The 12,329-nt window shown below is 72.0% G+C and carries 13 protein-coding genes and 1 tRNA gene; 8 read left to right on the top strand and 6 right to left on the bottom strand.

What is annotated here, in order from left to right:
* Positions 1–142: 142 nt before the first annotated feature.
* From ACTHM3_RS10115 to ACTHM3_RS10105, 3 genes are read right to left on the bottom strand one after another with little or no spacing between them, the layout of a single operon-like run.
* A complete protein-coding gene (locus ACTHM3_RS10115; protein ID WP_440405970.1) occupies positions 143–1,519 on the bottom strand; it encodes an NADP-dependent succinic semialdehyde dehydrogenase in 1,377 nt (458 codons plus the stop codon).
* Positions 1,520–1,552: 33 nt separating this feature from the next.
* Positions 1,553–2,227: a GntR family transcriptional regulator gene (locus ACTHM3_RS10110; protein ID WP_440405972.1), complete on the bottom strand. Its 675-nt coding sequence runs from the start codon at positions 2,225–2,227 to the stop codon at positions 1,553–1,555.
* 29 nt (positions 2,228–2,256) lie between these two features.
* The gene (locus tag ACTHM3_RS10105) at positions 2,257–2,790 is read right to left on the bottom strand and encodes a VOC family protein (RefSeq protein ID WP_440405969.1); all 534 of its coding nucleotides are present in this window, start codon (positions 2,788–2,790) and stop codon (positions 2,257–2,259) included.
* 110 nt (positions 2,791–2,900) lie between these two features.
* Between ACTHM3_RS10105 and ACTHM3_RS10100 the strand changes: the two genes are divergently transcribed.
* The gene (locus ACTHM3_RS10100) at positions 2,901–5,141 is read left to right on the top strand and encodes an alpha-ketoacid dehydrogenase subunit alpha/beta (RefSeq protein WP_440405968.1); all 2,241 of its coding nucleotides are present in this window, start codon (positions 2,901–2,903) and stop codon (positions 5,139–5,141) included.
* Positions 5,141–6,478 carry a dihydrolipoamide acetyltransferase family protein gene (locus tag ACTHM3_RS10095; protein ID WP_440405967.1) on the top strand — a complete coding sequence of 446 codons (1,338 nt, stop codon included), beginning with the start codon at positions 5,141–5,143 and terminating at the stop codon, positions 6,476–6,478. The genes ACTHM3_RS10100 and ACTHM3_RS10095 overlap by 1 nt, the downstream gene beginning before the upstream one ends.
* Positions 6,479–6,692: 214 nt before the next feature.
* On the opposite strand, the gene ACTHM3_RS10090 is transcribed toward ACTHM3_RS10095, so the two are convergent.
* Positions 6,693–7,802, bottom strand: coding sequence for an ABC transporter ATP-binding protein (locus ACTHM3_RS10090; RefSeq protein ID WP_440405966.1), 1,110 nt, complete (start codon positions 7,800–7,802; stop codon positions 6,693–6,695).
* A 219-nt stretch (positions 7,803–8,021) separates the two neighbouring features.
* Between ACTHM3_RS10090 and ACTHM3_RS10085 the strand changes: the two genes are divergently transcribed.
* The 3 genes from ACTHM3_RS10085 to ACTHM3_RS10075 all read left to right on the top strand — a co-directional run bounded on the left by ACTHM3_RS10085 (position 8,022) and on the right by ACTHM3_RS10075 (position 10,016).
* Positions 8,022–8,936 (top strand): DsbA family protein, encoded by a 915-nt coding sequence (locus ACTHM3_RS10085; RefSeq protein ID WP_440405965.1) that lies wholly within the window; start codon positions 8,022–8,024, stop codon positions 8,934–8,936.
* Positions 8,937–8,950: 14 nt separating this feature from the next.
* Positions 8,951–9,027: transfer RNA gene (locus ACTHM3_RS10080), tRNA-Thr, on the top strand.
* Positions 9,027–10,016 (top strand): DMT family transporter, encoded by a 990-nt coding sequence (locus ACTHM3_RS10075; RefSeq protein ID WP_440405964.1) that lies wholly within the window; start codon positions 9,027–9,029, stop codon positions 10,014–10,016. The genes ACTHM3_RS10080 and ACTHM3_RS10075 overlap by 1 nt, the downstream gene beginning before the upstream one ends.
* Here ACTHM3_RS10075 and ACTHM3_RS10070 read toward each other — a convergent pair.
* Together ACTHM3_RS10070 and msrB are read right to left on the bottom strand one after the other, a co-directional pair.
* Complete coding sequence (locus ACTHM3_RS10070; protein WP_440405963.1) at positions 9,985–10,533, bottom strand: nitroreductase family protein; 549 nt, start codon at positions 10,531–10,533, stop codon at positions 9,985–9,987. The genes ACTHM3_RS10075 and ACTHM3_RS10070 overlap by 32 nt on opposite strands.
* Positions 10,530–10,985, bottom strand: a complete 456-nt coding sequence (gene msrB / locus ACTHM3_RS10065; RefSeq protein ID WP_440405962.1) for a peptide-methionine (R)-S-oxide reductase MsrB — start codon at positions 10,983–10,985, stop codon at positions 10,530–10,532. Before msrB ends, ACTHM3_RS10070 begins: the two co-directional genes overlap by 4 nt.
* A gap of 82 nt (positions 10,986–11,067) precedes the next feature.
* Here msrB and ACTHM3_RS10060 point away from each other — a divergent pair, with 82 nt between their 5' ends.
* From ACTHM3_RS10060 to ACTHM3_RS10050, 3 genes are all read left to right on the top strand, one after another.
* Positions 11,068–11,367, top strand: a complete 300-nt coding sequence (locus tag ACTHM3_RS10060) for a DUF3263 domain-containing protein (protein ID WP_440405961.1) — start codon at positions 11,068–11,070, stop codon at positions 11,365–11,367.
* Positions 11,367–11,942 (top strand): LytR C-terminal domain-containing protein, encoded by a 576-nt coding sequence (locus tag ACTHM3_RS10055; protein WP_440405960.1) that lies wholly within the window; start codon positions 11,367–11,369, stop codon positions 11,940–11,942. Before ACTHM3_RS10060 ends, ACTHM3_RS10055 begins: the two co-directional genes overlap by 1 nt.
* A gap of 99 nt (positions 11,943–12,041) precedes the next feature.
* Complete coding sequence (locus ACTHM3_RS10050; protein ID WP_440405959.1) at positions 12,042–12,242, top strand: cold-shock protein; 201 nt, start codon at positions 12,042–12,044, stop codon at positions 12,240–12,242.
* Positions 12,243–12,329: the final 87 nt, after the last annotated feature.

Genomic DNA, 12,329 nt, shown 5'->3' with positions numbered 1-12,329 from the left:
GGTCGGCCCCGACGGCATCAGGGGCCTGGTCCCGGAGAGCCCGCTGGCCGAGGTCCCCAACACCCCGTCCCACCACCACACGGAGACCCCCCGGTCGCGCGCCGCCCGCCGGGGACCCGCCCGGGCGGCCTCCTCCATGACGTCAGCCCTTCCAGACGGTCTTGACGTTCATGAACTCGCGGATGCCCTCCTTGGCGAGCTCGCGGCCGAATCCGGAGTTCTTGATGCCGCCGAAGGGGAGCTCGGGGTAGGAGACGGTCATGCCGTTGATGAACACCGCACCGGCCTGGAGCTCGCGGATGAAGTAGGCCTCGTCGTCGGCGTCGGTGGTCCAGACCGCGGAGGAGAGCCCGAAGGTGGTCTGGTTGGCGATCCTCACCGCCTCATCCCGCGTCGCGAACCGGTAGAGCGAGGCGACGGGGCCGAAGGTCTCCTCCATGACGATGCGCATGTCGTCGGTGAGGTCGGTCAGCACGGTGGGCTCGTAGAACCAGCCGGGGCCGTCGACGGCCTTGCCGCCGGCGAGCACGGTCGCGCCCTTGGCGACCGCGTCGTCGACCAGCTCGACGAGGTCGTCGCGGCCGGAGGACGTCGCGACCGGGCCGACGTCGACGGTCTCGTCGAACGGGTCGCCGACCTTCAGCGCCCGGGTCTTCTCGGCGAACAGCTGTGCGAACGCGTCGTACACGTCAGCGTGCACGAGGAATCGCTTCGCGGCGATGCACGACTGGCCGTTGTTCTGGTTGCGGGCCTTCACCGCGACGGTCGCAGCCGCCTCCAGGTCGGCCGACGGCATGACGATGAACGGGTCGGACCCGCCGAGCTCCATCACGCTGTGCTTCACCTCGGACCCGGCGATCGCGGCGACCGAGCGGCCGGCCGGCTCGGAGCCGGTGAGCGTGACCGCCTGGATCCGCGGGTCGCGGATGACGGCCTCCACCTCCTTCGATCCGATCAGCAGCGTGCGGAACGACCCGACCGGGAACCCGGCCCGCTCGAACACCGTGTCGAGATACAGCGCGGTCTGCGGCACGTTCGACGCGTGCTTCAGCACACCGGTGTTGCCGGCCATGAGCGCCGGCGCCGCGAACCGGATCACCTGCCACATCGGGTAGTTCCACGGCATCACCGCGAGCACCACCCCGATCGGCTGGTACACCGCGTACGCGTGGGAGGCGCCGACCGCCGACGGGTCCGCGAGCGGCTCGTCGGCGAGGAACCCCTCGGCGTGGTCGGCGTAGAAGCGCATGTTCTTCGCGCACTTCAGGGCCTCGGCCTTCGCCTGCGCGAGCGGCTTGCCCATCTCCAAAGTCATGATCCGTGCCAGCTCGTCGGCGTCGGCCTCGACCAGATCGGCGGCCGTCCGCATCCACTCCGCGCGCTGCGCGAACGTGGTCCCGTGCAGCGTCTCGAACGCCGCCTGCGCCTCGGCGATGCCCCTCTCGACATCCTCCGCGCTCTGCGCCGGGAACTCCTTCACCGTCTCGCCGGTGGCCGGATTGATCGTGGCGATCGCCATGGTTCCTCTTTCTCTGTGCGTGGTTCTCAGGGCTTAGCTCTCGAAGACCTGCGGATGCCGCTCCAGCTCCAGGCGGGTGCGGCGGATGTGCCCCGCGAGCACGCGCTCGGCCTCGTCGAGGTCGCGGCGGCGGATGGCGGAGACGAGCAGCTGGTGCTCGTGGTGGACGCTGCGGTCGCCCTCCGAGCGGAACACGCGGGTGAACGCGCGGCGGTAGTGCTGCGTGCGGTTCCAGAGCCGCAGCACCGTCTCTCCCAGAACGGCCGTCTCGGCGGCGGCGTAGCAGGAGAGGTGGAAGTCGCGATCGAGCCGGAGGAACTGCTCCACGTCGCTCGAGCGCTCCATCGCATCGGCGAGCAGCTGGAGCTGGTCGATCGCCCCCTCCGACAGCAGCGGCACGTTGTACCGCAGCAGCAGCGGCTCGACGCGCTCGCGGATCTGGTACATCTCCTCGCACTCGGCGAGGCTCACCGTCGACACCCACGCTCCCGTGTTGGCGACGAGGGTGACGAGGCCCTCGGCCTCCAGCATCCGCAGCGCCTCGCGGACGGGCAGCCGGCTTGCCCCGTGACGGCCGGCGAGGTCCTCCTGGCGGATGCGGGCGCCGGGCTCGTAGTCGCCGGCGAGGATCGCGTCGCGCAGCTCGGTCGCGATCCGAGCGCCGGCCGCCCCGTGCGCCACGGGCGGGCGTGCGGGCGTCTCGAGCATCACATCCGACATCCTGCCGCTTCCCGGGCTCATTCCGCGGGGTGCGCGGGATGCCACAGCCGGCGCTCGGCGTCGCGCTCGTACGCCTTGCCGCCGGGGAAGCTGACGAGCTCGAACTGCATGCCCCACGGAGCCCGGAAGTACAGCCAATGCTGGCCCGCGGCCGGACCGGCGCTCGCGACCGGCGCTCCCATGATCTCGACGTCGTGCGCGCGCAGGTGCGCGATCGCGGCGTCCATGTCGTCGACGTAGAGCGCGAGGTGGTGGCCGCCGATATCGCTGTTGCGGGGCTCGCGCGCCTGGCCGTCGGCGGCGTCGTACTGGAAGACCTCGAGGTTGGAGCCGTTGCCGAGGCGGTAGAAGCGGATCTCGCGGATCACGGTGCGGGGGTGCACGCCGAGCTGCACCGTCATCCAGTCGCCCGTGTCGTCGCGTTTCGCCCCGAGCGTGTAGATGTGCTCGGCGCCCAGCACGTCGACGAGGAAGCGCTCGGCCTCGTCCAGGTCGGGCACCGTGACGCCGATGTGGTCGACGCCGCGCATGCCGGGGATGCCGTTCGCCATGCCGCCTCCTCGCGTTATTGGATACATCCTGCCCCAATATCGCGCTCGACGCGAGCAAAGCGTTGCTCTGTTGCTTGCATTGGATACGATCCATGGCCTACCGTGTCGCCATGCCACGACGACGTCGCCTCGAGACCGGGACCCCGTGGGTCGAGCTGTCCACGACCGCTCAGGACTGGAAGGACGCCGATCCCGCGCTCCTGGCCGGCATGCTCGCGGAGCTCCACCTCATCCGCGCATTCGAGGAGACGGTGCTCGAGCTCGCCGGCGAGGGACTCGTCCACGGCCCGGCGCACTCGTCTATCGGGCAGGAAGGCGGCGCGGTCGGCTCGATCATCGGGCTCCGCACCGGCGACGGCGTGACCGGCTCGCACCGCGGGCACCACCAGTTCCTCGCCAAGGCGCTCACCCACGTCACGGGCGGCTCGTTCGACCTCGGCGCGCTCGTGACCGACGACGTGCAGGCGCTCCTGCAGCGCACGCTCGCCGAGATCCTCGGCCTCGCGCAGGGATTCTCCGGCGGCCGCGGCGGCTCGATGCACCTGCAGTGGCTCGAGGCCGGGGCGCTCGGCACCAATGCGATCGTCGGCGGCGGGGTGCCGTTCGCCGCGGGCAACGCGTGGGCCCAGAAGCATGCCGCGCAGAAGGATGCCGACGGACAGCCCGGCGGCGGCACCGACCTCACGATCGCCTACTACGGTGACGGATCCAGCCAGATCGGCTCCGTGCTCGAGTCGATGAATCTCGCGGCGGCCTGGCGGCTCCCGGTCGCGTTCTTCGTCGAGAACAACCTCTACGCCGTGTCGACGCTCATCGACGACGTCGTCGCCGACACCCGGCTCTCCGTCCGCGGGCAGGGCTTCGGCCTCCCCGGCTGGAAGGTCGACGGCATGGACCCGCTCGCCGTGCACCTCGCGACCCAGGAGGCGGCGGAGCGGCTGCGCGCCGGGGAGGGATCGGCGATCCTCGAGGCCGACGTCTACCGCTTCTTCCACCAGAACGGCCCGTACCCGGGCTCCGCCTTCGGCTACCGGACGAAGGACGAGGAGGCCACCTGGCGCGAGCGCGACCCGCTCGTGCGCGTCGGCCGCGAGATGCAGAAGCTCGGCCAGCTCGACCGCGCCGCGGAGGTCGCGGTGCGCGAGCAGGCGCAGGCCGCGATGGCCGCGGCGGTCGCCGCGCTCGTGGAGGACGACCCGGAGAACGCGGGCACGCGGCGGATCAGGCCGGAGCTCTGGCCGGATCCCGGCTTCGTCGACGTCGGCATCCGCTCCGACGGCCGCGAGCTCGACGCGCTCACCGCCGCCGAGCCCGCCCGCCACACCGGGGGCTGGCGCGACCTCAAGTACGTCGACGCCGTCGCGGGCGTCATGGACCGCCGCATGGAGACCGACGAGCGCATCGTGGTGATGGGCGAGGACGTGCACCGCCTGAACGGTGGCACGAACGGCGCGACCAAGGGTCTCTGGAAGAAGTACGGGAACGACCGGGTGCTCGGGACCCCGATCAGCGAGAACGGCTTCGTCGGGCTCGCCGGCGGGATGGCGCTCGACGGCCGGTTCCGCCCCGTCGTCGAGTTCATGTACCCGGACTTCATGTGGGTCGCGGCCGACCAGGTCTTCAACCAGATCGGCAAGGCGCGGCACATGTTCGGCGGCGACAACGACATGCCACTGGTTCTGCGCACCAAGGTCGCGATGGGGTCGGGCTACGGCTCGCAGCACCTCATGGATCCGGCGGGCGTCTTCGCGACGAGCCCCGGCTGGCGCATCGTCGCGGCCTCCACCGCAGCCGACTACGTGGGTCTCATGAACGCGGCGCTCGCCCTGGAGGACCCGGTGCTCGTCATCGAGCACATCGACCTGTACCCCCGCGAGGACCGGGTGCCCGAGGGCGACCTGGACTACATCATCCCGCCGGGGTCCGCGGCGATCCGGCGGGAGGGAGCCGACGTCACCGTCCTCACCTATCTCTCGATGGTCCACCACAGCGCCGAGGCGATCGAGCAGACCGGGATCGACGCCGAGCTCATCGACCTGCGCTGGCTCGACCGGGCCTCCCTCGACTGGGAGACCGTCGGCGCCAGCATCAAGAAGACCAACGCGGTCCTCATCGTGGAGCAGGGCGCGCAGGGCACCTCGTACGGCGGGTGGCTCGCCGACGAGATCCAGCGCCGGTTCTTCGACTGGCTCGACCAGCCCGTCCAGCGGGTCACGGGCGGTGAGGCGAGCCCCAGCATCTCGAAGGTGCTCGAGCGCGCCGCGATCGCCAAGACGGAGGAGGTCGTCGCCGGCCTCGAGCGCGTGCGCGCCGGGTTCGGCGGCCGGGCCGCCGAGGGGGGAGCGCGCTGATGGCCACCGTGGTGCGGATGCCGTCCGTCCTCGCGAACGTGACCGAGGGCGCGATCCAGAGCTGGCTCGCCACGGAGGGGCAGTCGGTCGCGGTCGGCGACCCGCTGGCCGAGATCGAGACCGAGAAGGCCGTCGTCGAGTACGCGGCCGAGGTCGAGGGCACTGTCGGGCGACTGCTCGTCGAACCCGGCGACAACCTCGCGGTCGGCACGCCGATCGCCGTGATCCTCGCGGCCGGGGAGGGCGACGACCAGGTCGCACCCGCGCTCGCCGCGGCCGGGGCGACGGTGGGGGAGGACGCCGGTGCCGCGCCGGTGCCGCCCGTCGCCGCGCCCGAGCCGGTGGTGCCGCCCGCACCTCCAGCACCCGAACCCGCCGACGCCGGCACATCCCCTGAGCCGGCGCCGGCCTCGCCTCCTCCGTCGGGGTCCTCGGTGGCAGAGACCCCGGCGGAGGATACCTCCCGCCTCTTCGCCAGCCCGATCGTGCGACGCCTCGCGCGAGAGCGTGGCATCGACCTGGCCGGCATCCGCGGCACCGGTCCGGACGGACGGATCACGCGGCGCGACCTCGAGGCCGCACCCGCGACTCCGGCGGCGGCAGCTGCTGCGTCGGCGCCTGCGTCTCTGCCGGCCTCGGCCGCTCCGGATGGCGCCGCATTCACCGACGAGAAGCTCACCGGCATGCGGCGCGCGATCGCCCGACGGCTCACCGAGAGCAAGACGACGGTGCCGCACTTCTACGTGACCGGGCACGTACGGGTCGACCGGCTCCTCGCGCTCCGCGCCGAGATCAACGAGGCCGCGCCGCGCCGCATCTCGGTCAACGACTTCGTGCTGAAGGCGGTTGCCGCCGCGCTCGTCGAGGTCCCGGCGGCCAACGCCATCTGGAACGGCGACAGCATCCGCCGCTTCACCGGCGCGGACATCGCGGTCGCCGTGGCGATCGAGGGAGGCCTCCTGACGCCCGTGGTCCGCGGTGTCGACGGCCTCTCCCTCGGCCGCCTGAGCGCCACGGTCGCCGAGCTCGCCGAGCGGGCCCGGGCCGGGCGCCTCCAGCAGCACGAGCTCGAGGGCGGCAGCTTCTCGGTCTCGAACCTCGGCATGTACGGCGTGGACGAGTTCTCGGCGATCCTCAACCCGCCGCAGTCCGGCATCCTCGCGGTCAGCGCCGCGAAGAAGCGCCCGGTGGTCGACGATCAGGGGGAGCTCGCGGTGGCGACTGTCATGACCGTCACCCTCTCGGCCGACCACCGCGTCGTCGACGGCGCGGTCGCCGCGGAGTGGATGGCCGCCTTCACGCGCCTGATCGAGAACCCGCTCGCCCTCCTCGTCTGATCCCCGTCCAGCCGGCGCGGCCTAGAACAAATGACGGAGTTCGCGGCGGCACGCCAGCCGCGCTTCCCGTGATCGCGGCGATGACCGGAGCCTGAAGGGCGACGACTCCGTCATTCGTACCGCGGGGGGCGGCTGTGCGCCGCAGGAGCGGCGGCGCGCCGGAAAGCAGAGGGCCCCGGGACGGATCCCGGGGCCCTTCGCGTGGAACGGGTGCTTACGCGGTCGTGGCGCTCGCCGCGACCGGCGTCGACAGGCGCTCGCCCGTCTCGGCGTCGAACGCGTGCACGTGCTCCGGCACCGCGTTCAGGACGACCTTGTCGCCGGCGTTCGGGTGGTTGCGGCCGTCGACGCGCGCGACGATGTCGACGCGGTTGCCGTCGATCTCGGTGTGCCCGTAGAGGTAGCCGTCCGCGCCGAGCTCCTCGACGACGTCGACCTCGACCTGCAGGCCGGTGCCCGAGTTCGAGATCGTGACGTCCTCGGGGCGCACACCGACGGTGACCTTCGAGCCGTTCGCCTTGCCGAGCACCTCACGCTCGACCTGGGCGATGCCGGTGCCGAACTGGATGCCGCCGTCGGCGACGTCCGCGGTGAAGAGGTTCATCGCCGGGCTGCCGATGAAGCCGGCCACGAAGACGTTGGTCGGGTTCTCGTACAGGTCGCGCGGGCTGCCGACCTGCTGGAGCACGCCGTCCTTGAGGACCGCGATGCGGTCGCCCATCGTGAGGGCCTCGGTCTGGTCGTGCGTGACGTAGACGGTCGTGACACCGAGGCGGCGCTGCAGCGACGCGATCTGCGTGCGGGTCTGGACGCGGAGCTTGGCGTCGAGGTTCGACAGCGGCTCGTCCATGAGGAACACCTGCGGCTGGCGGACGATCGCGCGACCCTTGGCGACGCGCTGACGCTGACCACCGGAGAGGGCCTTGGGCTTGCGCCCCAGGTACTGCTCGAGGTCGAGGAGCTTGGCGGCCTCCTGGACGCGCTGGGCGCGCTCCTCCTTGCCGACGCCCGCGATCTTGAGGGCGAAGCCCATGTTCTCGGCGACGGTCATGTGCGGGTACAGCGCGTAGTTCTGGAAGACCATCGCGATGTCGCGGTCCTTCGGCGGCACATCGGTGACGTCGCGGTCGCCGATGAGGATGCGCCCCTCGTTGACCTCCTCGAGGCCCGCGAGCATGCGCAGGGTGGTCGACTTGCCGCAGCCGGAGGGACCGACGAGGACCAGGAACTCGCCGTCGGCGACCTGGAGGTCGATCTTGTCGACCGCGGGGCGCTGCGTGCCCGGGTAGATGCGGGAGGCCTTGTCGAACGTGACAGATGACATGGGGGAACTGATCTCCTTCACCGGCAGGTACGTGCCGGACGATCCGTTGTGAATGGATGAACCCGCCCGGCTTCGCCGACGGGCTCCGGCTCATCATGCCACAGGTCCCTCGGACGGGTGACCTCGGGTAGGCTCCCAGGCTCGGTACCTAGCATCGATGCGGTCGCCCGCCGCACGCTCGGTTGCCGCGACCCGACCCGCATCCCAGAAGAAGAGCAGATGAGCGACCCTGCCGCCCCGTCCGAGGCGCGCGCCGCGGCCCGAGAGCGGGCGCGGCAGCTACGCGATCAGCACCGCAAGCAGGACCGCCGCCGTCGCCTCATCGTGACAGGCAGCATCGTGCTCGGCACGCTCCTCGTCCTCGCCGTCGTCGCCGGCGTGCTCGTCAACGTCAGCCGCCCGAACGCCCGAGGCCCGCTCAACATGGCGAGCGACGGCATCAAGATCGGTGCCGGGCTCAAGGCGGAGAGGACGGTCGCGCTCCAGCCCGGCGACAAGCCGATCGCCGCGAAGAAGAACCCGAGCACCGTGCTCGACGTGAAGATCTACGTCGACTACCTCTGCGACCAGTGCGGATCGTTCATGCAGAAGGACGGGGCCGAGCTGCGCGACTTCGTCGACTCCGGCGCGGCCACGGTGGAGTTCCACCCCATCGCCGTGCTGACCGGTAAGTCGGCCGGGACCCAGTACTCGAGTCGGGCGGCGAACGCCGCGGCGTGCGTCGCCGAGTTCGCGCCCGACGACTTCTTCGACTTCAACAGCGCGATGTTCGTGAGCCAGCCGAAGGTCAACGATCCTGGCCTCACCGACGCGCAGATCCTCGCCCGCGCGGCCAATGCGCAGGTCTCCCACCTCTCGGACATCCGCGCCTGCGTGAAGGACGGCCGCTTCCGGAACTGGGTGCAGGGGGCCACGGCGCGCGCGCTCGCCGGACCGATCCCGAACAGCTCGGTGACCTCGGTCACGCAGCCGCCGCTCATCCTCGTGAACGGCAAGCAGTTCACCTACGCCTCGAACCTGAGCGCCGAGGACTTCACCGCGTTCATGCAGCAGGCCACCGGCGACGAGTTCAGCAAGAACCCGACGCCGACGCCCACGCCGACCGCGTCGCCGAGCGCCACACCCGCGTCCTAGGCTGGCCGGGCCGCGCCTCCTTAGCTCAGTCGGCCAGAGCAGCTGTCTTGTAAACAGCAGGTCGTCGGTTCGAATCCGACAGGAGGCTCCATGGGCGACGCGACGGCGGACCCGCCCGTCCGCCCCCGCCGGGTGACCGCGGCGGCGGTCGTCGGCGCGGTGGCGGTCGGCGCGGCGATCGCGACGCAGACCCGGATCAATGCCGAGCTCGGCGCGCGCCTGCACGACGGGTTCGCCGCCGCCGTCATCTCGTTCGGCAGCGGACTCGTCCTCGTGCTCGCGGTGTCGCTCGCGCTGCCGTCGGGTCGGCGCGGGCTCGCGGCGCTGGCCGCGGCGTTCCGGACGCGTCGCATCCCGTGGTGGTACGGGCTCGGCGGCGCGGCCGGGGCGGCGTTCGTGCTGGGCCAGGGGATCCTCGGTGCGGCCCTCGGCGTGGCCCTCTTCACCGTCGGCATCGTCGCCGGGCAGACCGTCAGCTCCCTGCTCATCGACCGCCGCGGGCTCGGCACGTTGGCGGCCCGTCGGATCACGCCGCAGCGCCTCCTCGGGGCTGCGCTCGCGGTGGCGGCGGTGGTCGTCACGGGCCTCGGAGATCTGCGGACCGACGTGCCCGTCGCCCTCGTCCTCGTGCCGCTCGGGATCGGGCTGCTCGTCGGCGCGCAGCCGGCCCTCAACGGCCAGCTCCGGGTCACGGCCGGCTCCGCGGCCACCGCGACGACGGTCAACTTCCTCGTCGGGACGCTGATCCTGCTCGTCGCGGCGCTGGTGCACACCGGCGTCGCGGGCTGGCCGGTCGAGCTGCCGAGCGCGCCCTGGCTCTACCTCGGAGGCGTGGTCGGCGTCGCGTTCATCGCGGCGCAGACCGTCATCGTCCGGGTGCTCGGGGTGCTGCTCATGGGTCTCGCCGTGCTCGCGGGGCAGCTCGCGGCCGCCGTGGTCTTCGATCTCGTCGCCCCCGTGCAGGGGCGAGTCCTCGCGCCCGTGACGGTGGTCGGGGCGGCGGTGACGCTCGTCGCCGTCGCGGTGGCGGCGATCCCGGGACGCCGGGTCAGAGGGACGTCAGGAACCGGGCGGCGCTGATCGGCGTGCGCGGGCCCGACTTGTCGCGGTCGCGGCCTCCGACGTAGAGCCAGCCGAGCAGCTCCTCGCCGGGCGCCAGCTCGTGCATCCGCGCGACGGCCTCGCTGCGGGTCTGCAGCCCGGTGCGCCACATGACGCCCCAGCCGGCCTCCTCGAGGACGAGGCTGAGCGCGTGCGCGACGCCCGAGGCGACGGCCTCCTGCTCCCAGTGCGGCACCTTGAAGCTCGGCCGCGGCGAGACGACGACGGCGAGCAGGAGCGGCGCGCGCAGCGGCTTGCCGGCGAGCTTCTCGGCGGCGTGGCCCTCGAGCCCGGCCGCCTCGGCCATCGCCGCCCCGAGCCGCGTGCGGGCGTCGCCGCGCAGGGCGATGATCCGCCAGGGGTGTAGCCCCGAATGGTCGGCGACGGATCCGGCCGCCTCGATCAACGGGAGCAGCTGGGCGTCGGTGGGCGCCTCCGACGACACCTTCGACTGCGAGCGGCGGCGCCGCAGCGCGTCGGCGACCGGCGAGCTCACGCCTCGGTCGCGCCGGCGTCGGCCTCGTCGTCCGCGGTGAAGCCGAGGGCGAGCGAGTTCATGCAGTAGCGCAGGCCCGTCGGGGTGCCGAAGCCGTCGTCGAACACGTGCCCGAGGTGCGAGCCGCACGCCGCGCAGCGGACCTCGGTGCGCACGACGCCGAGCGAGGTGTCCTCGAGGAGCTCCACCGCGTCGGGGTTCACCGAGTCGTAGAAGCTCGGCCAGCCGCAACCGGAGTCGAACTTGGTGCCGCTCTTGAACAGCTCCGCTCCGCACGCGCCGCAGGTGTAGAGGCCGGCGCGCTGCTCGTCGAGGAGCTCGCCGGTCCACGCGCGCTCGGTCGCGGCCTCGCGCAGCACGGCATAGCGCTCGGGGTCGAGCTCGGCACGCCACTCGGCGTCGGTCTTCTCGACGCGCGGGGACGTCGCGGTGCGGGAGGTCTCGTCGGCCATCTCCCCATTGTCGGCCATCCGGATCCCCGCTTGCCGGGCGGGGCGGCCGGATGACGACGCGTGACGCGCCTACGATCGCGCCATGCCGGCCTCCCCGCAGCGCGCGCCCGAGCCCGGGCTCGACGATCTCGAGCTGCGGATGCTCGACTTCGAGGGGCGCTGGAGCGGCCGTCTGGGGGCGAAGGAGTCGGCGATCCGTGCGGAGTTCGGCTTCAGCGCCGCCCGCTACTATCAGGTCCTCGACGCGCTGATCGACTCGCCGATCGCGCTGCGCACCGATCCGATCCTCGTCCGCCGCCTGCAGCGGCTGCGCGACGGCCGGGCACGGGCACGAGCCGCGCGGACCTTCCGCGTTGAGCGATCCGAGGACCCCTCCGACTGATGGCCAGCTTCCCCCGAGACCAGTTCGACGACGTGCCCGACGCGGGCGGTCGGGTCGGCGCCCATCGCGGCCCCGCCCGCCCCGGGCAGGGGTGGATCGCCTTCGCCTGGGCCGCGCTCGCGACCGGCGTGCTCGTGCTCGTCGGCATCTTCGTGCTGTCCCGCGTCGACTCGTCCTTCCAGCTGAACCTGCCGCTCGCGGGCGGCGCGGGGACGACCGCCACGGCCGGCGCCAGTGCCTCCGCGGGCGCGACCGCAGCCCCGGTCACCGACCCGAAGACGCTCCCGACCGACCTGTCGCAGGGCCTCACCATCTCGGTCTTCAACGGCACGGCGACCGCCGACCTCGACGCCAAGGCCGGCGACAAGATCAAGAACGCGGGATGGCCGGATCCGGCCCGTGCCGACTCCTCCAGCACCAAGGTGAAGACGACCGTCATCTACTACTCCGACTCCCGCTACGAGGGGGTGGCGCGCGGGCTCGCGCAGCTGCTCGGGGTCGGACAGGTGCAGCTGTCGGACGCGTTCCCCGGGGCGACGGTGACCGTCCTGCTCGGCGCCGACTACAAGGGCTGAGGCTCCTGCCGCGGCTCGCGTGTTTCGGCGGCGTTTAATCCCCGTTGCAGTTCGTCGTCCCGGCGGGTCCGGCCTCGACGGCGACTTTACGATCGCCGCATGAGCAGTGGCACCGTCAAGTGGTTCAACGCCGAGAAGGGGTTCGGCTTCATCACCGGGGACGACGGCCAGGACGTGTTCGTGCACTACTCCGCGATCGAGATGGCCGGCTACCGCGTGCTCGAGGAGGGGCAGGCCGTGTCGTTCGAGATCGGCACCGGCGCCAAGGGCCCGCAGGCGGAGACCGTCCGCCCGCTCTGAGCCCGCCTGGCCGGCTCTCCCGCGCGCCGGTCGCCGCACCGTTCGCCGAGGGCGTGGTGCTCGTCTTGCACTCCCCATGTGCGAGTG

The sequence above is a fragment of the Pseudolysinimonas sp. genome (assembly GCF_051954455.1).
In the GTDB taxonomy this organism is placed as follows: Bacteria; Actinomycetota; Actinomycetes; order Actinomycetales; family Microbacteriaceae; genus Pseudolysinimonas.
The sequence above is the reverse complement of the archived record's forward strand: the minus strand, read 5'-3'. Positions and strand labels throughout refer to the sequence as shown.